Raw genomic sequence first — 22,637 nt, 5'->3', positions numbered from 1 at the left:
GGCGGCTGCGGATCGTTCCGCCAATGGCCGCTATGTATAAGGGATGAACCGTTGCGCACGACAATTGATTTAGCCAATGGCCCAGCGAAAACAATCAACGGCGTTTGCGCGAATCCAGTTGAATCCAGGTTGGCGCATGGTCGCTGGCATGCGGTTCGTTGCGCACCCAGGCGTCGACACCAGCGTCCTGCAAGTAAGGGCTCAAGGCCGGATTGAGCAACAGGTGATCGATGCGCAACCCGGAATTTTTCTGCCAGTGCTGACGAAAATAATCCCAGAAGGTGTAGAGCCGATCCTCGGGATGCAAGTGGCGCAGTGAGTCGGTCCAGCCCTGATCCAGCAAACGTTGATAACACGCGCGGCTCTCGGGTTGCAGCAAGGCGTCCTTGAGCCAGGAGCGCGGGTTGTAGATGTCCAGGTCGGTAGGAACCACATTGTAATCGCCGGCCAGCACCACCGGGTGATCGCTGTCCTGCAACGTCTGCGCATGGCGGATCAGCCGCTCGAACCAGGCCAGTTTGTAGTCGAATTTCGGCCCCGGCTGCGGGTTGCCATTGGGCAGGTACAGGCAACCCACCAGCACGCCATGCACGGCGGCTTCGATGTAGCGACTGTGGCTGTCGCCCTCATCCCCCGGCAACCCTCGCCGACTCTCCAGTGGCTGCGCATCCCGCGCCAGAATCGCCACCCCGTTCCACGACGCCTGCCCCTGCCAGATCGCGCCGTAGCCGATGGCCTCAAGCTCGGCGGCGGGAAAGGCGCTGTCCACCGATTTGAGTTCCTGCAGACAGGCGATGTCCGGTTTCTCGCGTTCAAGCCAGGCCAGCAGGTTCGGCAACCGGGCACGCATCCCGTTGACGTTGAAGGTCGCAATTCGCAGCTTTTTCATGACCACCGTTCCGTTTGGCGACGTGTAAAAACTGTGACCTCAGTGCCCGCCCGTGGTTGCGTCGGCCACAGGGTTTTATGGGTTGCCGCAAATATACCGCTCGTCATCCAACCGGCACCAACCACCCCGCCCTTCACACCAACATCAGGTAACGACTCACCTTTGGAGACGTACCATGATGAACATCAAAATTACCTCACTGCTGATGGCGGGATTGCTGTCTACGGCGTCGTTAGCCACCTACGCAGCCTCCAACGATGGCGCTGATGCGACGGGCACCAAATCCGGTGCAACCAGCGGCCCTGTCATGCCGCCCGACAATACCCCCGCTGCGCCTTCAGGCGGAAATGCCGGGGATGGCGGCGCGACGGGATCTTCAAGCGGCAGCGCGGGTGGTGCAGGCGGCAACAGTGGCTCGGGCGCGGGTGGCGGCACCGGTTCGGCGGGTGGTGGAACCGGCGGCGCTGGCGGCGGGACGGGCAGCTGAACGCGTAAAGGCAGCCGATGGTGAGCATCGTTGGCTGCCTTCCACTGCCTGAGTTTTACATCTGTTTGACCGCAGGCGTGAGGACAACTTTTGACAGGCGGACGGCCGGGCCGTTTGTGATGTTTCGAGGGTTATACAACCGGGGCGAAACGCTTCAACGATCCGAGCGCATTAGCGCCGGGACGCCGCCCTCCATCGACAGCACGGCCGAGCGATTGCGCCCCGAATGCTTGGCCTGGTACAGCGCCGCGTCCGCACGCTGGATAAACACTTCCATGCTGTCGCGCCCCGTCGGTATAAACGAATAACAGCCGAGGCTGACCGTGACGTATCCGGTGGGCGAACCGCTGTGGCTGATGTTCTTGTCCATGACGCTGCGGCGGATATGTTCGGCGATCGTCATGGCGCCGTGAATGTCGGTATCGGGCAGCAACACCGCAAACTCTTCGCCGCCGTAACGCACCGCCAGGTCGGCCTTGCGATGGCAGCAAGCTTTTACCGCCCGCGCCACCTCAGCCAGGCAGTGATCCCCCACGACATGGCCATACGTGTCGTTGTAGCACTTGAAATAATCGATATCGAGCATGATCAGGCTCAGCGCACTGTGCTGGCGTGCGCCACGTCCGAACTCGACATCCAGCGCCCGCTCGAACAATCGCCGGTTGGCCAGACCGGTCAGGCTGTCGTGGGTGGCGATCAGCTCCAGCGCTTCCTGGGCCTTGCGCAGATCCGCCTCGACCCGTTCGCCAACGCGCACCTGTCGGATGAATACCCAGCCGAACAGGCCCACGCCGAGCATCACCAGCGCGACGATGGCACTGGAACGAAACGCCGTGTCGTACCATTGCGCCAGAATCGAATCCCGGGACGATGCCGCCGAGACCACCAGCGGGTAAGCTTCCAGCTGCCGGTAGCCATACAAACGGACAACGCCATCGACCACCGAGGTGAAGATCGCGTTGCCCGATGGCGCTCGCGGCAGCAGGTTCTGAAAGATTTCGCCCTGGGCCAACGACGTGCCGATCTGCGACTCCATGAATGGCCGGCGCGCCAGGAGCGTTCCATCGGTCAAGCCAAGGAACATCGAGCCGTTGTCGTCGATGTCGAAGCTTTTAAAGAATTGGTCGAAGTAAGACATTTTGATCCCGGCCAGCAACACGCCCTGGAACTGGCCGTTCTTGTCGTTCACCCGTTTGGAAACCGGAATGATCCACTCGCCATTTTCCCGGCTGCGAATCGCCGGGCCGATGTGCGCCACGGACGACACGTTTTGCTGGTGAAACTTGAAGTACTCGCGGTCTGCCACGCCCGGTCCCCGAGGCAGATTCTCGAATGAGGTCACGACCCACTGGCCTTTCTGGTCGAACAGCAGGATGCCGTGCAATTGACTCAGCGCCTGCACCCGTCGGGCGAAAGTACTCTGCAAGCGAGCTCTCAGGGAGGGAGCGAATCCATCGACCTGAATCCAGTCCACCAGACTGGTCAGCACCAGATCGGCCTGCATGAACGTGTCTTCGGCTTGCTGCGCCATGGCCCGCGTCAGGTTCGACGAGGCGACCTGGGCCTGGCTCAAGGCATGCCGCCGGGATTGCTCCAGTTGCAGATAAAGCAACGCGCACAGGCACAAGCACACCGTGGCAATGAACAATACCGCTGCCTTGCGCAACGGTATGCGTTTCAATGCGACGCCTGGGGCGTGGTGGGGGTCGTACTGGCGTGTTGGCAAAAAGCGCGTCCTGAAAGGGCAAGGCATGGGCGGCGGCCCAAATCCCCTGGTTTTGTGCGCCAAGTCTACGGGGTTACTACCAACAAATGGCAGCCATATGTCACGTGGTCGCCATCCGCCTCACCCGTCAGAACGCTGCAACCGCCGCATCGCACTGTGCAGATGCGCCCGTGCACTTTCGGCATCACCCAGGCGCATTTGCTCATAGGCGCGCTGGGCGATGTCATGGGGCACGGGCAGAAGCTCCCGCTGGGTCGCCATTGCCATCAACTGGACCTGGGCGGCACGCTCCAGGTAATACAGATCGTCCCAGGCTTCGGCGATGGTGGGACCGGCCACGATCACCCCGTGATTCTTCAAGAACAGGATGTCGGCGTTGCCCATTACACTGGCAATACGATCGCCTTCGGACTCATCCAGCGCCAGGCCGTTGTAGTGTTCGTCCACCGCCGTGCGACCGTAAAACTTGAACGCCGTCTGCCCCAGCCACAACAGCGGTGGACCTTGCAGCAGGCAAAGCGCAGTGGCGTGCGGCATGTGCGTGTGGAACGCCACTTTCACGCGCGGCAACTGTTTATGAAGCCGCGCGTGAATATAGAACGCCGTCGCTTCCGGCCGACCTTCGCCCTGGACCACATGGCCGTGGAAATCGCAGACCAGCAGCTTGTCAGCCGTGACCTCTTCGAAGGCGTAGCCGTAGGGGTTCACAAAAAACAGATCATCGCGCCCCGGCACCATGGCCGAAAAATGATTGCAGATGCCTTCCTCCAGACCATGAAGCGCCGCGAGTTGAAAACACGCCGCCAACTCCGTGCGAGCGGTGATGACATCAGGCGAATCCAGGTCGAGACCGGAATAAATCGAGGGACGGGAACTGCCTGCAAGGGTGTGAGCCATGGCGATGCCTCCGGGGTTTACCAGCCAAGGGACGTGAACAAGGGCACGACCTGATCCAGTGTGTTCAATATCGCATCGGGCCGGTAATCCGGCAGCAATTGCCGACCGGTGCCACGGTCGATCCATACACAACGAAAGTGCATGTCCCGGGCGGCGGTGTGGTCCAGTGTCGGGCTGGCGCAGATATGCACCACTTGGTCGCGGGTGACGCCGAGTTGTTCGTGCGCATAGTCGAACAATCGCGGATCGGGTTTGTAGGCGCCGGCCTGTTGGGCCGTGATGACCCGGTCGATATGCCCGCCCAGTTGCGCGACATTGCCGGCAATGATGTCGTCATCGGTGTTGGAGACGATGCACAGCTTGAAGCCCATTTCCTTGAGTTGCGCGAGGGTCGCGATTACTTCGGGAAACGGCGGCATCCGCGGAATCGCCGCGGCCAGGCGCTGACTGTCTTCAGGCGCGCTGGCCAGGCCAAGCTCTTCCAGAGCCAGATGCAAACCCAGGGTGCTCAACTGACGGAACGAGCGATGCGGCGGAATCTGCTCCAGCCGATGCTCGTGCCGGTCGTAGACCTCGATCAGGCGCTCGACCTCCACGCTGTGCTCGCCCTTTTCGCGCAAAATCTCGGCCACCACGGCTTTCAAACCTTCATCCCATTGAATCAGCGTGCCGTAGCAATCGAAGGTCAGCCATTCGGGGCGCGGGGTGTTTTTAAGGGTCATGGCGGAATCCTCTGAAGGGTGGCTTTCAGGTTAAGCCTCAACAGTGATAGTGTGAAATTAAATTAGTACAGAATCGTCAGTTGCAAAACGAATATCAAAGGTGCCCGCGATGCTCGATCTCGAACTGCTCAAAACCTTCGTCTGTGTGGTCGATGAAGGCAGCTTTACCCGCGCGGCCGAGCGCGTGCACCGGACTCAATCCACCGTGAGCCAACAGGTGCGCAAACTCGAAGAACTGGTCGGGCATTCATTGCTGATGCGCGATCGCACGGGGCAAAACATCAGCCTCACCGAGCACGGCGAAATGCTGATTCACTATGCGCGTCGCTTGCTGGCGTTGTCCTCGGAGGCCGTAGAAGCGCTGGCCAGCGACGTCGACCTGGAAATTCTGCGCATCGGCGTGCCGGAAGATTTCGACGCCCGGCGCATGGCGATGATCCTCGCCGGCTTCAACCGCGAAAAACCCCAGGCACGCCTGGAGACCGTCAGCGGCATGAGTACCGACCTCAAGCAGAAACTCGCCAGCGGTGACATCGACATTGCGCTGGTCAAACGCGAGCCGGACAGCGGCCCGTGTTGGGCCGCATGGCCGGAAGCGCTGGTGTGGGTCAAAGGTGCACAGACCGCCCCGGCCAACGGCGTGTTGCCGCTGGCGCTGTTTCCTCAAGGCTGCATTTATCGACAAAGGGCCATCCGCCTGCTGGACGTGGCGCAAAGGCCGTGGCGGGTCGCGTTTGGCAGTCACAGCCTGACCGGCATTCAAGCGGCGGTGGCCTGCGGACTGGGCGTTTCGGTGTTACCTGCTTCGGCGGTGCTGCCCGAGCACCGCATTTGTACCGACCTGCCGCCATTGCCACCCACAGAGGTGGCACTGATCAGCCGCGAGGGCGCACTGAGCGGGTTGCAACGGGCGTTGGTGGAGTTTCTGCGGGTGGAGTTGAGCCAGGATTGATTGTCAGATCAGCCGCTCGAGTTCATCCAGCGTCACGCGTGGGACGAGTTCGACAGGAATCTTCGAAGTATGGGACACGTTGTAAACCCGAAAATCCGCATTCACGACGCTTTTCGCCAGGATCGCGAAAGACGGCAGGATTCTCGTTTGAAAATGATCGTCGAGTACGCAGGGAGAAATGAACGTCCCGGGTGTTTCGTAAAAGCGACTCACCGATGGGTCCAGATCGACACCGACCAGAAACACCTTGGTAAACCCCAAGTGATAGGCAAGCTGTATGGCCAGGTAGGCCACCGTGCGCGCATCAAAAAAGCCGCGTTTGAGGTTCTTGCTGAAGCCAAGGGTTTTGTTGCGACCATTGCCGATCTTGCGATTTCTCACCAGTTCTTTATCCGTCCTGAACAGGTCACGCCAGGAAAGTCTGGGTGCTCGCCTCAAAAAATACAGATCCCCCTGAGGCTTGAACGAAGTGTGCCAGATATGATTTTCCCACAACGCCACTCGCTCACTCAGGTGCATGGCTCTTGTAAAGAGTTCGGGTTGCTGCTCGGAAAAACCCTGATCGGTGCACACATAAAAAAACGGACTGATGCCTGTCCCGATAAATTTCGAAATGGCACCGTTCATGGTAATCATTGGAACGTCTGCGTACTTGTGCAGCGGAAAGTCTTTGGCGGAAGCCCCCGAGGCAATGATCAGCACTGAACCTTTTTGAGAGTTGCGACAATCATCCAGGTCTCGCACTTGAAGTGGCCCGGTAGTGAGTGGTGCTTTTCTCTGCGCAACATCCATTAATGAATTCCCTATCCATGTCGGTCGATCGATGATCTCTGACCCGTTTCCAGAACAATAGTTTTGCTCTGAAAACGCATTCCGCCTCTCCCTTGCTATGGTTTGCTCTGTCCTGTTACGACCAGCGTGCTTTCTCCCCCCGGCAATTCCAATGCGGGCAGTTTTGAAGGCAAGTTCAACTGTCGCAGTACCGGAGAATCGTAGCCGTAAACGTCAGGCTTGAACGTCACCCGCCCCTCTTTGCTCAAGTCGACTGTCCAGTATGCCAGCAGCACCGGAATCTTGACCGGAAGTTTGATGTTTTCGGTCTTGCCATTGGCCAACTGCTTTTGAATGCCCTCGCTGTTCCAGCGCACCGGGTCGTTGAACAACAGCTCGACTAACTGCAGCGGATTTTCTACCCGGATGCACCCGGAACTGGTGGCGCGCATGGACTTGGCGAACAACTCGCGGTGCGGCGTGTCGTGCAGATAAATCGCATAGTCGTTGGGGAAACGAATGACCACCTGACCTAACGAGTTCTCGGGGCCGGCATCCTGACGCAGCGTGATGCCGCGCGCGTTGTACCAGTCGATGCCCGATGGATCGAGCACATGTCCTTCGCGGTCCAGGGCTCTGATCCGGTTGGCGGCCAGGTAGTCCGGGTTCTGTTGAATCTTGGGCAGCATGTCCTTGACCAGAATCGTCGGCGGCACGGTCCAGGTGGGGTTGAAGGTGATGTAGGTAATTTCGGACTGAAACACCGGCGTACTGCGAAACGGCTTGCCGACCTGCACCCGGGAACGCCAGATCGGCTGACCGTCGCGATACAGCGCAACCTTGTACCCGGCGATGTCGACCACGACAAAAGTGCCCTGGAGTTTGTAAAGCAGCCAACGCGCCCGCTCCATGTTCACCCGGACCTGGTCGATCCGCGCTTCAACGGGCACATTCAACGCCGCCAGAGTAGCCGCGCCCGCCACGCCATCCGCGCCAAGGTATTGCTCGGTCTGATACTTCTTCACTGCCGCGATGACACTGTCGTCGTAATCGTTTCGTTTGCTATTTGAAGTGACCAGATAGCCACCGGCCGTCAAACGGGCACGCAATTGCACAACCGCCGTCCCGGTCATTCCCGGCTTGAGCGACTGCCCTTCGGTAACTTTCGGCCAACCGCCGGCATCGCGCACCTGACGCAACTGCGCCAAAGCCTCTCGCATGCTGCGGTAAACCGCTTCCTGCGGCGGTGCCTGAGCGAACCCGCGTGCCACGTCGTGATCGTCGAGCGCGGTAAAGAAACTGTTCACGTCCTCACGGGGGTCAACGCCGACCGGGTCGAAATTCCAATGAAAATCCAGTCGCGACGGATCGACTTTGCCGCGTCTTAATTGCAGCAGCGCAGTGATGTAGGTGCGGGTCAGCGCGATATCGAAGGCTGCCGATTGCGTCGGTGTCGGCGCGGTGGCCTGCATCGCCAATTGCGCCTGGGCCAGTTCGTCAATCCGATAGTCCTCAGGGATCAGGCCATCGATTTGCGTGTCATTCAGGCTTTTGAGCAACTGGGTGACATCGCGTCCGTTGGTCCACGCCGCGCGATAATTACGGTGCGAGTAAAAATCCATGACCACCCGGCTGATATCCACCCGCTGATGCTTGCGCGCAGTGAGCAACGGTGGAAACGCCGATTTCAGCGGTTCCAGTACTGCCTGGATCGCCTGGCCCACGACATCATCTGGCGCTGCCGACAAAACGGTCGTTTCAGGAGATACCGGCACAATCGGCGAACTTTCACCAAAAGCAGTGCCGCTGATCAGAAAGACCATAAAAAATACGCGGCTTATGACGAATAACCTTGTTAATTGCCCCATGGATAATCCTTAATCTCCCGCAAATCAAAAGGCTAGCGTTCCACTCGCTGCTAGACTCGATATATTCCTGATGAGACTTACCTTATGCCGTTACAACGCTTTGGCTTTCTACTTACAGCGCTGCTGTTGACGTCGGTCTGCATACCCGCAGCGTACGCCGATTCGCTGGAAGTCGCGCTGGCCAAAGCCGCTCCAAAAGCCAATGCAAAAGTCATCGCCCTGGCTGTACGCGCCACCCAGTGCACTCGCGCCCAAGGCGCAGTCCCGGCACAGAGACTAGCAGTGATCGATTATTCCCTGCCCTCGACTGAACAACGGCTGTGGGTTTTCGACCTGAAAAAGCGCAAATTGCTCTTTCACGAACTCGTCGCCCATGGCCGCAACAGCGGCGAAAACATGGCCACCTGGTTCTCCAACCAGAACGAAAGTTTCGCCACCAGTATCGGTTTGTTCCGCACGCAAGAAAGCTACCGCGGCCAGAACGGCTATTCATTGCGCATGGAAGGCCTGGAGCCGGGCTTCAACGATAACGCTTTTGACCGGGCAATCGTCATTCACGGTGCACCGTACGTCAGTCCCGTCCTCGCCCGCGCCAACGGCCGTATCGGCAGAAGCCTCGGCTGCCCGGCGGTCCGGCCGGCGATTGCTCATCGCCTGATCGACTCGATGAAGGATGGCCAACTGCTGTTTTCCTACTATCCGGATCAGCGCTGGCTGAAGTCGTCTTCGTACATTAATTGCGGTGGCGGCACCGTGGCGTCGTCCGATAAGCCTACTAAACGCCAGTAATCACCGCCCTACCTGTCAAAACTGTAATCCCCGCCTCAGCCTGCTGAAAGCCACCGCCCGTTAGCCTCGTCGACAAGTTCACCAGGCTGACGGACGGGATAATCGGCATGCACTCCAACACTTCACGACGCACCTTCGTCAAAGGCCTGGCCGCCGGCGGCTTGCTGGGCGGCCTCGGGTTATGGCGACCGCCGGTCTGGGCCGTCAACAGCCCCGGCCAACCGCAAGTGCTGACGGGCAGCGACTTCGAGCTGTTCATCGGTGAAACCCCGGTCAACTTCACCGGTAAACCACGCACTGCGATGACCATCAATGGCAGCCTTCCCGGCCCGCTCCTGCGCTGGCGCGAAGGTGACACCGTCACGCTGCGGGTAAAGAACGCACTCAAGGACAGCACCTCCATTCACTGGCACGGCATTCTGCTGCCGGCAAACATGGACGGTGTTCCGGGCTTGAGTTTCCAAGGCATCGAGCCGGGCGGCCAGTACGTCTACCAATTCAAGGTCCGGCAAAACGGCACCTACTGGTATCACAGCCATTCGGGGTTGCAGGAACAGGCCGGCGTCTACGGGCCGCTGGTGATCGACGCCAGGGAACCGGAGCCGTTCCAGTACGACCGCGAGTACGTGGTGATGCTCACCGACTGGACCGACGAAGATCCGGCCAGCCTGATGAAGACCCTGAAAAAACAGTCCGATTACTACAACTACAACAAGCGCACCGTGGGCGATTTCATCGACGACGTCAGCGAGAAAGGCTGGGGCGCGACAGTGGCTGATCGCAAGATGTGGGCAGAAATGAAGATGAATCCCACCGACCTGGCCGATGTCAGCGGCGCCACCTACACCTACTTGATGAACGGCCAGGCGCCGGACGCCAACTGGACCGGCGTGTTCCGCCCCGGTGAAAAGCTGCGTCTGCGCTTCATCAACGGCTCGGCCATGACTTACTTCGATGTGCGCATTCCGGGCCTGAAAATGACCGTGGTCGCCGCCGATGGCCTGCACGTCAAACCGGTGAGCGTCGACGAATTCCGAATCGCCGTGGCGGAAACCTTCGACGTGATTGTCGAGCCTAGTGAAGCGGCTTACACCCTGTTCGCCCAAACGATGGACCGCACCGGTTATGCCCGCGGCACTCTCGCGTTGGGATCCGGATTGTCGGCGCCAGTGCCACCGCTGGACCCGCGTCCGCTGGTCACCATGGATGACATGGGTATGGGCGGCATGGATCACGGCAGCATGGCCGGCATGGACCATAGCAACATGACCATGCCCGGCATGCAGTCCCATCCCGATTCGGAAAACGACAACCCGCTGGTAGACATGCAAGCCATGTCCACCTCACCCAAACTCGACGACCCCGGCCTCGGCCTGCGCAACAACGGCCGCCGAGTTCTGACCTACTCCGACCTGCGCAGCACCTTCGACGACCCGGACGGTCGCGAACCGGGCCGCACACTCGAACTGCACCTCACCGGCCACATGGAGAAATTCGCCTGGTCGTTCAACGGCATTAAGTTCTCCGACGCCGAGCCGCTGCGCCTCAAGTATGGCGAGCGCGTCCGCGTGGTGCTGGTGAACGACACGATGATGACGCACCCCATTCATCTGCACGGCATGTGGAGCGATCTCGAAGACGAGAACGGCGACTTCATGGTGCGCAAACACACCATCGACATGCCACCGGGCTCGCGCCGCAGTTATCGGGTTACCGCCGACGCGCTCGGTCGCTGGGCCTATCACTGCCATCTCCTGTACCACATGGAAATGGGCATGTTCCGTGAAGTTCGCGTGGAAGAATGAGGCGCCAACCATGATCAGACTCACCCCTTTTGCCATGGCCCTCCTCACCGGCCTGCCGTTTTCTTTCGCCATCGCAGCCACTGACGACATGCAGGGCATGGATCACAGCCAGATGACTGGAATGGACCATGGCCAGATGCAAAGCATGGACGAAGGCCAGATGCAGCCCGCGGCGCCGACTGAAAGTCGTACGCCAATTCCCCCATTGACCCATGCGGACCGAGCCGCGGTGTATGTCGACCCGGCCGGGCATCGTGTGCATGACAGCGCACTCAACTCATTCTTCCTCGCCGACAAACTCGAATGGCAGGACGCCGACGACGGCAGCACCCTGGCCTGGGATTTGTCCGGCTGGATCGGCGGCGACATCGATCGCCTGTGGATGCGCTCCGAAGGCGAGCGCACCAACGGCAAGACTGAAGACGCCGAAATCCAGGCTCTGTGGGGCCACGCAATCAGCCCATGGTGGGACGTGGTCAGCGGCATACGTCAGGACTTCAAACCCGGCGCACCGCAAACCTGGGCGGCGCTCGGCGTGCAAGGCATGGCGCTGTACAACTTCGAAGCCGAGGCCACGGCCTTCATCGGCGAAGGGGGCCAGAGCGCTGCGCGACTGGAGGGTGACTACGACATCCTGCTGACCAACCGACTCATCCTGCAGCCCACCGCCGAGCTCAACTTCTACGGCAAAAACGATCCACAACGGGGGATCGGCTCCGGCCTGTCCAACAGCGAAGCCGGCCTGCGCCTGCGCTACGAAATCCGCCGGGAATTTGCGCCGTACATTGGCGTGACCTGGAACCGCACCTACGGCAAAACCGCCGATTACGCCGCCGCAGAAGGCGAGGACCGCAGCGAAGCGCGCCTGGTTCTCGGCGTGCGAATGTGGTTCTGAACCCGCTAACCCAAACACTAAAAAACAGCCGCATTGAGCGGCAAGAGGTCTTGCATGCGCACCATCAAAATCACGGTTATAGCTGTGTTGTTGTCTACCGGGCTGCTGCTGAGCGGTCTCGCTCAAGCCCATCCGAAGCTGCTGTCCTCCAACCCCACCGAAGGTGCGCAGGGTGCAGCACCGGGCACCATCGAACTGCACTTTTCCGAAAACCTGGTGACGCAATTTTCCGGCGCAAAACTGGTCATGACCGAAATGCCCGGCATGGCCCACTCGCCCATGCCCATGAAAGCCAAAGTCAGCGGCGGCAGCGACCCGAAAACCATGCTCATCACCCCGCTATCGCCTCTGCCCGCCGGCACCTACAAAGTGGAGTGGCGCGCCGTGTCGTCGGACACCCACCCGATCACCGGCAACGTTACTTTCAAAGTGAAGTGAGTGATGAGCGACTCGGCCAACATCGTCCTGCGATTTGCGTTGTATGTGGATTTGATGCTGTTGTTTGGCGTGGCGTTGTTTGGGCTGTACAGCCTCAGAGGGCAGGAGCGGGTTTCAGGGGTGGTGCTGCCGTTTCGATCATTGCTGGTGGCGATGACCGTGCTCGCAACGGTGCTTTCCGTCGTTGGCATGCTGCTGATGGTCAGCAACATGAGCGGCGAGTCGAACCTTGCCGAGCTGGGTCCGCATATTGAAATGATGGTGTCGGAAACGGACGCAGGCTCGGCCTGGACGATTCGGATCATCGCGCTGCTCGTCGCCGGTCTGGCGATGCTGATGCACCCTCGCGCACCGACTGCTGGTTTGGCGCTGACGGTGCTTGCAGGCGGTGTCGCCCTCGCCTCTCTGGCGTGGACTGGCCATGGTGCAATGGATGAAGGCATCTGGCATTTCACCGCGGACATTTTGCACCTGCTGGCCGCGGGCGCCTGGCTGGGTGCGCTGGTCGCGTTTGCCTTGATGTCACAAACCAACGTCTTGCAAACCGAAAAGCACATCCGTCTGTTGGCCCGTGCCGCCAGCCGGTTTGAAACAGTGGGCGCACTGATTGTGGCGGTCATCGCAGTGACCGGAGTTGTGAACTACCTCTTCATCGCCGGGCCGAAAGTCGACGAAGTCTTTCTCAGTTCCTACGGCATCTTGCTATTTATCAAAGTCGCGCTGTTTGCCGGCATGCTCGTACTCGCCGCGCTGAATCGCTTCCACTTGGGACCGTTTCTGGAGCGATCATTGCGCGATGGTCAACACCGAGTCGCGGCAAATGCGTTACGTCGCAGCGTGATGATGGAACTGGTTGCAGCGGTTTTGATTGTCGGATTGGTGGCGTGGCTGGGGACACTAAGTCCGGAGATGGACGGACAGTAGTGCTCGCTCTCTTTTGAGTCCCTGAAAGTTTTCACTACACTCCCTCCTCCAAGCCACTCCATCACAAAAGCCCGATAACAATGAAAAAAATCAGAAGCACATTGATGCTCGGCGGCCTGCTCGCCCTGTCGTTTGGCGCCCAGGCTCAGGAAAGCCTTTCGCATCTGGACAGTGTCATTCAACAAGGTCAACTGCGCGTTTGCACCACGGGTGACTACAAGCCCTACACCTTCAAAGCCGAAGACGGCGAATATTCCGGCATCGATATCTCGATGGCCCGCGCCTTGGCCGACAGTCTGGGCGTCAAGGTGGAATGGGTGCCGACCACCTGGAAAACCCTGATGCCCGACATGCTCGCGGGCAAGTGTGACATCGCTATGGGCGGCATCTCGGTCACTCTGGAACGGCAGAAAAAGGCGTTCTTCAGCACCACCCTGGACGTAGACGGCAAAATTCCGCTGGTGCGTTGCGAAAACCAGGCGCTGTACCAGACCATCGACCAGATCAACCAACCCTCGGTACGCCTGGTCGAACCGGCCGGCGGCACCAATGAAGCCTTCGTCCACGCCTTCCTGCCCAAGGCGCAATTGCAACTGCACGACAACGTGACCATTTTTCAGGAGCTGCTGGACAAGAAAGCAGACGTGATGATCACGGATGCGTCGGAAGCGCTGTACCAGCAGAAGCAAAAACCCGGGCTGTGCGCAGTCAATCCGACGCAATACATGCAATACGGCGAGAAGGCCTATCTGCTGCCTCGGGATGACATGACCTGGAAGTTGTATGTCGATCAGTGGCTGCACTTGGCCAAAGTGACGGGTAACTACCAGAAAGTGCTGGGGCAGTGGTTGGCGGTGCCTGAAGCTAAATAACGAGACATTGTTGCGAGCAGCAAAAAGGCGCCCCTCTTCAGGAGCGCCTTTTTTTCGGCTCGGTCAGTCGTCGTGCAACAGGCCGGAACTGTACTCACCGAAGCTGTTGCCGAGCGCACTGCCATGGAAATTCAGTTTATTGGGGTTGTTATTGGTCGGCCCCGGTCCGAATCCATTCGACAATTGGGCGTCATCCGCATAATGGTGATCGGCACTCACACCCGAACAGGCACTCAACAGCACAGCACCGGCGATCAACGCGACTTTGATGAGGTTTGAGAGCATTTTTATTGTTCCTGTGGGTGGGGGCGCGGTGGCTTGATCCTGTGCACTCATCGTAGGCCTCTGGTCAGGCGGGGATTATGAAATTTTGCAGGGCGACAGCGTTGGTTCAGGTAGGAAGGCCTCTGAAATCCATCACGCGATCAATGTCACTGGACCCGCCCAAACCCCAAAAGTCCAATCCTGTTAAACTCCCCCACCTCCCAGCCTCACCGATTCCAGATCCCCAATGTCCGTAGCTACCGCAACACCTGCCCTGCTGTCCCGTCGGTTCTCCGTCGCGCCCATGATGGATTGGATGTAGCCAACCGCCACAACCCCGGCCCGCCTAGCCCATCCCATTTTATAGTTGTTCTTTGTAGCAATTTTTAAGCGGTCTGGAAGACAGGCCTTTCACGCATCCTTGCTTAAGAATGGGGCAGAAGGTCACCCACTCACCCGTCGACTGCTACGCTGAATGCTTCACGGAGGATTCGCGATGCCAGATTCTGACCTGCTCCCTTCCCTACTGTTCAAACTCAACGAAAACCAGCTCGCCCTGGAAGCCGCCATCATGGAATTGACAAATTGGGTCCAGCAGCGCGGTTCTGCCGATGTTGCCGACAATGTTCGCGGTGCGTTGGTCACGATCGACCGCAATGAAGAATTCATCAAGATGACGCTCGCAATGATGATGACGCCGGAGTGACCTTTATCGGCCAACGGCGGACGTGCAAATGCATCTACGGAATTTGGGACGATTCTGTATTTAGTTTTTTCGCACGGGGATGCCCTTCGTATTGCAGTTGTGGCTATCGGCTCTCTTAGTTCGATTGGCTCAAACACCCCAGATGTTCTGACTCAGCAGCCATAAATCCAAGGCTTGGCTGAGAAGCAGGCAGCCCGCTATCGGAAGCCCGTTTCAACTGTTGATCAGTGGCGAGTACATTCCCGTTCATTTGATGAACAGCTTCACGAATCATCTGCCGCATCGGTGGGGTGATTACCGTCGCTCACCATTCCTATGCCTAGATTCCCTGTGACTGGGTTCGTCTACCCAGTCAGACAATCTTGCCCAAATCGTGCTTTCGATGTTTCGATGATGGCGATATGGTTCACGTCTGAGCCTAAACACAAGGAAGAGCTATGAATTTTTTCTGGGTGAACCTTGGCGCCACCTTCAACGAAGTCAATCAGGGCGAGTTCCTTTGGGCTCCCCTCTACTCATCAATTGAGGGGAAGGATGGCACGCTGAGAACCCGCACCAACCGGCACTGGGATGTGGTCGACGAGGTGCTCGACGGGGACATCATTTTCTGCGTGAAAGACAAGCAGATCACCCGAGTCGCAGAAGCGAAGGCCGACGCCTATAACGCCGAACGGCCGCTCAGCCGTGGCTTTCATCAGTGGAATAAAGAAGGACGCCGCGTCGATGTGACGCTGCACTCTACTATGCGCCCGGTACATCGCGACGAAATTGCTGAAGAGTTTTTGAGTCGTTTCAATGAGCACTGCAACCCTGCTGTTTTTACCAAGCACGGGACGATCAATGAGATTTACATGTCTCACATCGGTCCGGACGCAGGCCTCTACCTGCTGGAGAAAGCGGGGTTAATCAGTGCCTTTGCGGACCGCATTGTTGAAGAAGGTTCGAAGCGAAAGATCAGCAAGACCACCCGCGAAGCAATCATTCTCGCTCGGGTCGGCCAGGGGTTTTTCCGCACTAAGCTGATGAAGCGTTGGAATTGCCGCTGCGCCCTGACTGGCCTACAGAACCCTGACCTTCTCATTGCCTCCCACATCGTACCTTGGAACGTGTCGGACAATGATGAGCGCCTTGATACAGATAACGGCCTGCTGCTCGCTACTCATATCGATCGCTTATTCGACAGTGGACTGATCTCATTCTGCAAACAAGGAAAATTACTGATCAGTGATCAGCTCGGCCCTCATGCTCAACAGGTGTTCGGTCTGGCGCAGTATCAGCAGCTCGCTGATGTTCCGAAGGGTATTCTACAGTACCTAGCTCGCCATCGAGCACGTTTCAAGTTCGACAAGTAATGCGCTACCCAAGGATGAGACCGACGTTGCCCTGACTGCAAATCGTCGCCAGCAGCCCTTCAGGTAAGGTTTAACACGCGGCAACTGGATAGGGATTCGAACCCCTTCAAGCTACCCTCCAGTCCGCCATAGCCCGTAGAAAACTGTGTTTTAGCAATTTGCGCCGGCATGCTACGGCGCACAGCGGCCCTGATATTGCCCTAAATATGCCCTAAATCTTTTCCACCACTGGGAATGCTGACTGGCAACAGCCTGCCCATAACAGTCGTTCAAATCTTTTCCTTAACTCGCAAATTGCCCCGCGGTGCCTTCTGCATCACAGGAATCTCAATGATTGCAACACCTAAAGCAGATAAGTGCGCAGCAGGTTAACTCTGCGGTCTATAGCCTGCTGTAAACGAACACGATGCGCTTCCCAAACGTCGAAGTCGACAGAGGCAGAGCGCATCAGGGTCAACATTGCCAAGGTGGCAGCAGCGTATTCCGCATTCGCATCAAGCATATCGAGCTTGCGCTGTTCTTCCTTTGTCATCTCCATACGCCTGAGTGCAAGCACTGCGTCGTCGGTAATCACTGGTCCCAGAGTCAACTGCGGACGATGGGGCGCGCAGAAGGGCTCGCTCTCTACGAGAATCGTCCGTGCACGCTGAAGCCCCCAACTCAGTGCGCTATTGAGCCTCTCTAAAGATGGTCGGTCATGGAACTCCTCGTGCATCGGGGCGCCATTTTCGTGATAGAGACCGACAAATATTTGCACTTGTTTGTTGTGCGTAACGCGTGCTTGTATTTCCACGCGCCGCCCATCCTTGAGCCGTTCTTCATGGATCCTTGTAGGGAATTGTTTGTTCACCCAAAGCCAGAACTGCGGTCCTCTACGACGCATGCACTGCCCTCCTCGACTTGGCGTTCGAGTAAGGCACAGGCGGTGTGAAACTTCCACGCCATTAGTCGGCAAGCTCGGCTGTCGATACCGGGATGAACATCGAACAAGCGCAAGGCCTTCCTGGCGAATAGTAGCTCTGCCAAGCTGACTATCCGTTGAGATTTCTGAGTCGTTATTGCAACGATTCTTGCGACTCAGTCCCTCGGAACAGGCAGAAATCGGCCAGAAGCAGACATTCACACAGACAGTATGTCCCGTTGAAAAACTGTCCTACAGAAGGAGGTTGGCTACTGATCGTGTGTACGCCGCCGTCGCAATTTCTATCAACGTGTTGCGCTCCGACGTATCGATAACTCCTCGACTTCGAAAATCATCGGCGAGCTTCAGCAACTCGTCATACCTTTCATCTGCACCCATCAAGATTTCTGAATCCGTCAATAAGTCTTGCCATTTTGCGAACGCCAACATTTTCGCTTCGCTATACATGGTCGAAAGCTCCATCGCCTTTATTCGATAGAGGACGACAGCATCCGCATGTTCATTGGTCTCGACGTACGGCGTCGATTTGAACCGTCTCGGCTTATGCATTGTGGCGGGCCGTCACTTTCTCGGAATTTTTGTCGCGGCTGACAACTCACTAATTCATAAGCGAGGAGAAGTCGTCAGGAAGCTGAGGCAGCACTAATCACGCGTTATGCGATGCAGTTTTGACTTTCTCCCATAACTGGTCGCCGCGACCAAAACGCATCCTCGAATCGAAGCCGATAACAGGGCGGTTCGGTAAGTGAAACTGGCGCATGCCCTTCGACCGGAAGGACTAGAAAATGACTGAACGCAAAACGAAATCACATCAAGAAACGGCCGTGGACGATGACATTGCGGCAAACATCGAACTCTTCCGAGAAGCCGATCGTCTTGACGAAGCGGCATACCAAATCATCCAGTACTACGGCGGAAACACCGAGGTTCTGGCCCAATTCACTGAGGCCAAAGCATTAGCGGACGCCAAGCGAGCGTTAGCTCAAAAAGATTGGGAGCGTATCAAGCGCATGACGAAAATTTGATGTGAAGCAATCAGTTAATTCTGTGCGCCCGGTATAGGTCGAGAGCATTATTTCCCCATTGTCTAAACTCTGCCAAATCGACCAATCAGGGAGAGTATGATTAAACTTATGTTGACCTTTTCTAAAGCCGATTAAGGCCAAAACTTATGCCGTCTAACGTGAAGCGCTCCACCAACGTCCCACAGCGCAAGGAGCTGGTACCCAGCACCCTGCCCTTCCCTGTGGTCGGCATTGGCGCTTCCGCTGGCGGCCTCCAGGCGGTGAAATCTTTTTTCGAGCACATGCCCAATGACAACGGCATGGCCTTTGTCATTATCTTTCACCTGTCGCCCGATTATCCAAGCCAAGTCGATCGGATCATTCAGGAAGTCACCAAAATGCCAGTGCGGCAGGTGACCGAGACCCTCTCCATCGAAAAGAACACCGTGTATGTCATCTCGCCGGCGCACAACTTGATAATGAACGATGGTTATCTTTCGGTAACGCCATCGGATCGGCCACCTGGCATGCATGTTGCCATCGACCTGTTCTTCCGAGACCTGGCGGATGTGCACAAGGAGCGCGCCTTCTGCCTGATACTCTCGGGCACTGGTTCCGATGGGGCGGTTGGGCTTTCACGAATTAAGGAGCAAGGCGGCATCACTCTGGTCCAGACACCGGAAGATGCCGAATACGACGGTATGCCGCGTGCTGCAATTAATACGCGGATGGTCGATCTGGTATTGCCCGTGGTGGAGATGCCGCAAAAGCTGCTGGAGCTCTGGCGTAATTCGAAGTCTATCACTTTGCCCACCGCCAACGACCCGGAAATCAAGACCACCCCTCCTGCTTCCGAACGCGATGCCGCCATCGCCGAGCAGCAGCTGCAAGACATCTTGATCCAGCTGCGCAATGGAACCGGTCACGATTTCAAACACTACAAGCGGGCCACCGTGCTGCGCCGCATCGAGCGTCGCCTGCAAGTGACCGCACAGCCGGATCTCGGCACCTATTACGATTATCTGCAAGCCCACCCCGAAGAAACCAAGGCGTTGCTGGGGGACATGCTGATCGGTGTGACCAATTTCTTTCGCGACCGCGAGGCCTTCGAGGCATTGGAACGCGATGTCATCCCCGATCTGGTTAAAGCGCTGCAAGATACTTTGCCGCATCGGGATGAAATCCGTGTCTGGTCAGCGGGCTGCTCTACCGGCGAAGAGGCCTACAGTTTGGCCATTTTGCTGACCGAGCAAATGGCCTTGGAGGCCAGCCAGGCCAAGCTGCAGGTGTTTGCCACCGACATCGATCATCGCGCGATTGCCTTTGGTCGAAGTGGCGTCTATCCCGAGGCAATCATTACCGACGTTCCGCCGCCGCGCATGCGCCAATATTTCACCCTGGAGAACCATTCCTACCGCGTGCGCAAGGAAATTCGCGAGAAAGTGCTGTTCGCCAAGCACAGCCTGTTGCTCGACCCGCCCTTCTCGCAACTCGACTTGATCGTCTGTCGTAACCTGCTGATCTACCTCGACCGCGAAGTGCAGCGCGACATCATGCAGATGTTCCACTTTGCCTTGCGCCCCGGCGGTTACCTGTTTCTCGGTTCCTCGGAATCCGCCGATGGTTGCCTGGATCTGTTTACGCCGGTGGACAAACGCAACCGCATCTTCCGCGCCAAGAGCGTGTCCAGCAGTCCCCGCCGCGCCCCCACCCTGCCGCGCGGCGGTTATGCACGTACTACGGCCGCCCTACGGCCTTTGGAGCCAGCGGTTGCTCGCAAGGTGTCGTTTGCCGACATTCACCTGCGTGCACTGGAGAAGGCTGCGCCGCCGAGCATCATCGTCGACGCCAGCGCCAACATACTGCACATGAGTGAAGGCGCCGGGCGTTTTCTGCGCTACGTGGCCGGTGAGCTATCACGCAACCTGTTGACCCTGGCCCACCCGGATCTGCGCCTGGACATTCGCACCACGCTGTACCAAGTACATCAGAGCGGGCTACCGGTCACCTCGCGCAAAGTCCGCATCGAGCGTGAGCAGCGCAGTTACCTGGTCGACCTGAACGTCCATCCCTACAAGGATGACGAGACTGACAGCGAATACACCCTGGTGATCTTCGAGGAACACGAGGTCGATCCTCAAGCGCAGCTTGATGGCATTGTCAGCCAGACCGAAAACCAGATGTTGGCCAACCTGGAGCATGAATTGCAGCGCACCAAGCTGCAGTTGCAGGAGACCGTCGAACAGTCGGAAGTCTCCAGTGAAGAGCTCAAGGCTTCCAATGAAGAAATGCATGCGATTAACGAAGAACTGCGCTCGGCCACCGAAGAGCTGGAAACCAGCAAGGAGGAACTGCAGTCGATCAACGAAGAGCTGCTGACCGTCAATGCCGAACTCAAGGCCAAGGTCGAAGAAACCGACAAGGTTAACGACTACCTGACCAACCTGATTGCCTCCACCGACATTGCCACCGTGTTCGTCGATCGCAACATGCGGATCCGCTGGTTTACCCCACGGGCCACCGAGATTTTCAGCATGCTGCCGGTCGATACGGGGCGTTCGCTGATGGACATCACGCATCGCCTGGACTATCCGGAGATGGCCGAGGATGCGGCGACGGTGTTCGAGTCACTGAACATGATCGAGCGGGAGGTCTGCAGCAGCGACCAGCACTGGTACATTGCCCGCTTGCTGCCTTACCGCTCCAGCGAGGATCACATCGACGGCACGGTGCTGACCTTTATCGATATCTCCAAGCGTCGCACCGCCGAGGCTGAATTGCGCATCAGTGAAGAGCGTATGCGCCTGGTGGCCGAGAGCACCCATGACTTCGCCATTATTATCCTCGATGATCACGGCGCGATCACCGACTGGAACACCGGGGCCAAGTTGATTTTTGGTTACGCCAAGGAGGAAGTTCTCGGCGCCTATTATGACTTGATCTTCACACCGGAAGAACGCAGCTCAGGTGCACCAGAAATTGAACTGCGTGCAGCTCGCGAGCATGGTCGGGGCGAAGATGAACGCTGGCACTTGCGCAAGGACGGCAGCCGTTTCTACTGCAGCGGTGAAGTTATTCGACTTGAAGGCGAGAGCCTCAAAGGTTATGTGAAGATCGCTCGCGACCTTACCGGTCACAAGCGCCTGCACGAAGAGCAAAGCCAACAGCTGGCCGAAACTCAGACCAGCAGCCACCTCAAAGACGAATTTTTCGCGGTGATGTCCCATGAGCTCAAGCACCCGCTTAACCTCATTCAACTCAACGCCGAACTGCTGCGTCGCTTGCCGATGACCAAAAGCGTCAGCCCGGCGATGAAGGCGGTCAATACCATTTGCGACGCGGTATCGAGCCAGGCGCGGATCATCGATGACCTGTTGGATGTAGCCCGGGTGCGCACTGGCAAACTCAAGCTGAAAAAACAGGCGGTGGATCTGGGACGGATTCTGCAGGACATCCACACGGTGGTGGTCAACGACCAGCATCCGTGCGAAATCACTCTGCAGGTACCACAAGCGCCGGAGCCAGCGCTGGTCGTCGACGCTGATAGCACGCGTCTGGAACAGATCATCTGGAATCTTGTGAACAATGCCCTGAAGTTCACCCCCAAAGATGGCCGCGTTGAGCTGATCGCCCACCGCGTCGAGGACATGGCGCAATTGGACGTCGTCGACAGCGGCATTGGCCTTGAACAGGACAACCTGCACAAGGTGTTCGACCTGTTTACCCAAGCAGAAAACCAGCACGCCACCCACCAGCGCGAAGGCCTAGGCATTGGCCTGTCACTGGTGCGGCAACTGGTCGAAGCCCACGGTGGCTCGGTGGATGTCCGCTCCGAAGGAATTGGTCGAGGCTGCACTTTTACCATTCGTCTGCCGCTGTGCCGTCCCCACCAGCAGGCGGCGGATCAAGTGCAGGCTTCCGGTGAATCAGGACGATTGTTTGGTCAGAAAGTATTGCTAGTGGATGACTCCCGAGACGTGATGGAAGTGTTGCAGATGTTGCTTGAAATGGAGGACGCCCACGTGGAAGCGTTCAGCGACCCGTTACTGGCGCTGAAGGCCGCGAAAGAAGGCAACTACGACGTGATCATTTCCGACATCGGCATGCCCATCATGGATGGCCACGCCTTGATCCAGGCTATTCGCCAGATCGTCCATCACAAATACACGCCGGCCATTGCGCTTACTGGTTACGCCACCAGCAGCGACCAGAAAAAAACCAGGCAATCGGGGTTCAATTACCACGTGAGCAAGCCGGTTGCCCATGATGACTTCATCGATATCATTGATGAGGCTTGCAAGACTCGGCCGTATTAGAGCCTCGACTCGAAGGGCTGCTTTGGGTCGGTTGCTGC

The 22,637-nt window shown here is 57.8% G+C and carries 21 protein-coding genes; 12 read left to right on the top strand and 9 right to left on the bottom strand.

What is annotated here, in order from left to right; translation table 11 throughout:
* Positions 1-94 precede the first annotated feature (94 nt).
* On the bottom strand, positions 95-889 hold the full coding sequence (locus V6Z53_RS12225) for an exodeoxyribonuclease III (RefSeq protein WP_338585763.1): 795 nt from the start codon (positions 887-889) through the stop codon (positions 95-97).
* A 175-nt stretch (positions 890-1,064) separates the two neighbouring features.
* Here V6Z53_RS12225 and V6Z53_RS12220 point away from each other — a divergent pair, with 175 nt between their 5' ends.
* Positions 1,065-1,376, top strand: coding sequence for a hypothetical protein (locus V6Z53_RS12220; protein ID WP_338585762.1), 312 nt, complete (start codon positions 1,065-1,067; stop codon positions 1,374-1,376).
* A 154-nt stretch (positions 1,377-1,530) separates the two neighbouring features.
* On the opposite strand, the gene V6Z53_RS12215 is transcribed toward V6Z53_RS12220, so the two are convergent.
* The 3 genes from V6Z53_RS12215 to V6Z53_RS12205 form a co-directional block, all read right to left on the bottom strand.
* Entirely contained in the window at positions 1,531-3,102 is a 1,572-nt protein-coding gene (locus V6Z53_RS12215) for a diguanylate cyclase (RefSeq protein WP_338585761.1), read from the bottom strand.
* 120 nt (positions 3,103-3,222) lie between these two features.
* On the bottom strand, positions 3,223-3,999 hold the full coding sequence (locus tag V6Z53_RS12210) for an aldolase (RefSeq protein ID WP_338585760.1): 777 nt from the start codon (positions 3,997-3,999) through the stop codon (positions 3,223-3,225).
* Positions 4,000-4,016: 17 nt separating this feature from the next.
* Positions 4,017-4,721, bottom strand: coding sequence for a haloacid dehalogenase type II (locus tag V6Z53_RS12205; RefSeq protein WP_338585759.1), 705 nt, complete (start codon positions 4,719-4,721; stop codon positions 4,017-4,019).
* Between the two features lie 109 nt (positions 4,722-4,830).
* Between V6Z53_RS12205 and V6Z53_RS12200 the strand changes: the two genes are divergently transcribed.
* The gene (locus V6Z53_RS12200) at positions 4,831-5,673 is read left to right on the top strand and encodes a LysR substrate-binding domain-containing protein (protein ID WP_338585757.1); all 843 of its coding nucleotides are present in this window, start codon (positions 4,831-4,833) and stop codon (positions 5,671-5,673) included.
* A 3-nt stretch (positions 5,674-5,676) separates the two neighbouring features.
* Here V6Z53_RS12200 and V6Z53_RS12195 read toward each other — a convergent pair whose 3' ends face one another.
* Both V6Z53_RS12195 and V6Z53_RS12190 read right to left on the bottom strand, forming a co-directional pair.
* A complete protein-coding gene (locus V6Z53_RS12195; RefSeq protein ID WP_338585756.1) occupies positions 5,677-6,465 on the bottom strand; it encodes a lipopolysaccharide biosynthesis protein in 789 nt (262 codons plus the stop codon).
* A 95-nt stretch (positions 6,466-6,560) separates the two neighbouring features.
* Entirely contained in the window at positions 6,561-8,312 is a 1,752-nt protein-coding gene (locus tag V6Z53_RS12190; protein ID WP_338585755.1) for a L,D-transpeptidase family protein, read from the bottom strand.
* Positions 8,313-8,396: 84 nt separating this feature from the next.
* On the opposite strand from V6Z53_RS12190, the gene V6Z53_RS12185 reads away from it, so the two are divergent.
* The 6 genes from V6Z53_RS12185 (at position 8,397) to V6Z53_RS12160 (ending at position 14,035) form a co-directional block, all read left to right on the top strand.
* Positions 8,397-9,101, top strand: a complete 705-nt coding sequence (locus tag V6Z53_RS12185; protein WP_338585754.1) for a murein L,D-transpeptidase catalytic domain family protein — start codon at positions 8,397-8,399, stop codon at positions 9,099-9,101.
* A gap of 107 nt (positions 9,102-9,208) precedes the next feature.
* On the top strand, positions 9,209-10,906 hold the full coding sequence (locus V6Z53_RS12180) for a copper resistance system multicopper oxidase (protein ID WP_338585752.1): 1,698 nt from the start codon (positions 9,209-9,211) through the stop codon (positions 10,904-10,906).
* Positions 10,907-10,916: 10 nt separating this feature from the next.
* Positions 10,917-11,801 (top strand): copper resistance protein B, encoded by an 885-nt coding sequence (locus V6Z53_RS12175; protein WP_338585751.1) that lies wholly within the window; start codon positions 10,917-10,919, stop codon positions 11,799-11,801.
* Positions 11,802-11,855: 54 nt separating this feature from the next.
* Positions 11,856-12,239, top strand: coding sequence for a copper homeostasis periplasmic binding protein CopC (gene copC / locus V6Z53_RS12170; RefSeq protein WP_338585750.1), 384 nt, complete (start codon positions 11,856-11,858; stop codon positions 12,237-12,239).
* Between the two features lie 3 nt (positions 12,240-12,242).
* The gene (gene copD, locus V6Z53_RS12165) at positions 12,243-13,163 is read left to right on the top strand and encodes a copper homeostasis membrane protein CopD (RefSeq protein WP_338585749.1); all 921 of its coding nucleotides are present in this window, start codon (positions 12,243-12,245) and stop codon (positions 13,161-13,163) included.
* Positions 13,164-13,243: 80 nt separating this feature from the next.
* Entirely contained in the window at positions 13,244-14,035 is a 792-nt protein-coding gene (locus V6Z53_RS12160; RefSeq protein ID WP_338585748.1) for a transporter substrate-binding domain-containing protein, read from the top strand.
* Positions 14,036-14,098: 63 nt separating this feature from the next.
* On the opposite strand, the gene V6Z53_RS12155 is transcribed toward V6Z53_RS12160, so the two are convergent.
* Positions 14,099-14,320 (bottom strand): hypothetical protein, encoded by a 222-nt coding sequence (locus V6Z53_RS12155; protein WP_338585747.1) that lies wholly within the window; start codon positions 14,318-14,320, stop codon positions 14,099-14,101.
* A gap of 475 nt (positions 14,321-14,795) precedes the next feature.
* Here V6Z53_RS12155 and V6Z53_RS12150 point away from each other — a divergent pair, with 475 nt between their 5' ends.
* Together V6Z53_RS12150 and V6Z53_RS12145 are read left to right on the top strand one after the other, a co-directional pair.
* A complete protein-coding gene (locus tag V6Z53_RS12150; protein ID WP_338585746.1) occupies positions 14,796-15,005 on the top strand; it encodes a hypothetical protein in 210 nt (69 codons plus the stop codon).
* Between the two features lie 437 nt (positions 15,006-15,442).
* Positions 15,443-16,357: an HNH endonuclease gene (locus V6Z53_RS12145; RefSeq protein ID WP_338585745.1), complete on the top strand. Its 915-nt coding sequence runs from the start codon at positions 15,443-15,445 to the stop codon at positions 16,355-16,357.
* Between the two features lie 343 nt (positions 16,358-16,700).
* On the opposite strand, the gene V6Z53_RS12140 is transcribed toward V6Z53_RS12145, so the two are convergent.
* Positions 16,701-17,240, bottom strand: a complete 540-nt coding sequence (locus V6Z53_RS12140; RefSeq protein ID WP_338585744.1) for a hypothetical protein — start codon at positions 17,238-17,240, stop codon at positions 16,701-16,703.
* 270 nt (positions 17,241-17,510) lie between these two features.
* Positions 17,511-17,726: a hypothetical protein gene (locus V6Z53_RS12135; protein WP_338585743.1), complete on the bottom strand. Its 216-nt coding sequence runs from the start codon at positions 17,724-17,726 to the stop codon at positions 17,511-17,513.
* Positions 17,727-18,064: 338 nt separating this feature from the next.
* On the opposite strand from V6Z53_RS12135, the gene V6Z53_RS12130 reads away from it, so the two are divergent.
* Both V6Z53_RS12130 and V6Z53_RS12125 read left to right on the top strand, forming a co-directional pair.
* Positions 18,065-18,304: a hypothetical protein gene (locus V6Z53_RS12130; RefSeq protein WP_338585742.1), complete on the top strand. Its 240-nt coding sequence runs from the start codon at positions 18,065-18,067 to the stop codon at positions 18,302-18,304.
* Positions 18,305-18,450: 146 nt separating this feature from the next.
* The gene (locus V6Z53_RS12125; RefSeq protein WP_338585741.1) at positions 18,451-22,599 is read left to right on the top strand and encodes a CheR family methyltransferase; all 4,149 of its coding nucleotides are present in this window, start codon (positions 18,451-18,453) and stop codon (positions 22,597-22,599) included.
* Positions 22,600-22,637: the final 38 nt, after the last annotated feature.

It is taken from the genome of Pseudomonas sp. MAG733B (assembly GCF_036884845.1).
In the GTDB taxonomy this organism is placed as follows: Bacteria; Pseudomonadota; Gammaproteobacteria; order Pseudomonadales; family Pseudomonadaceae; genus Aquipseudomonas.
The sequence above is the reverse complement of the archived record's forward strand: the minus strand, read 5'-3'. Positions and strand labels throughout refer to the sequence as shown.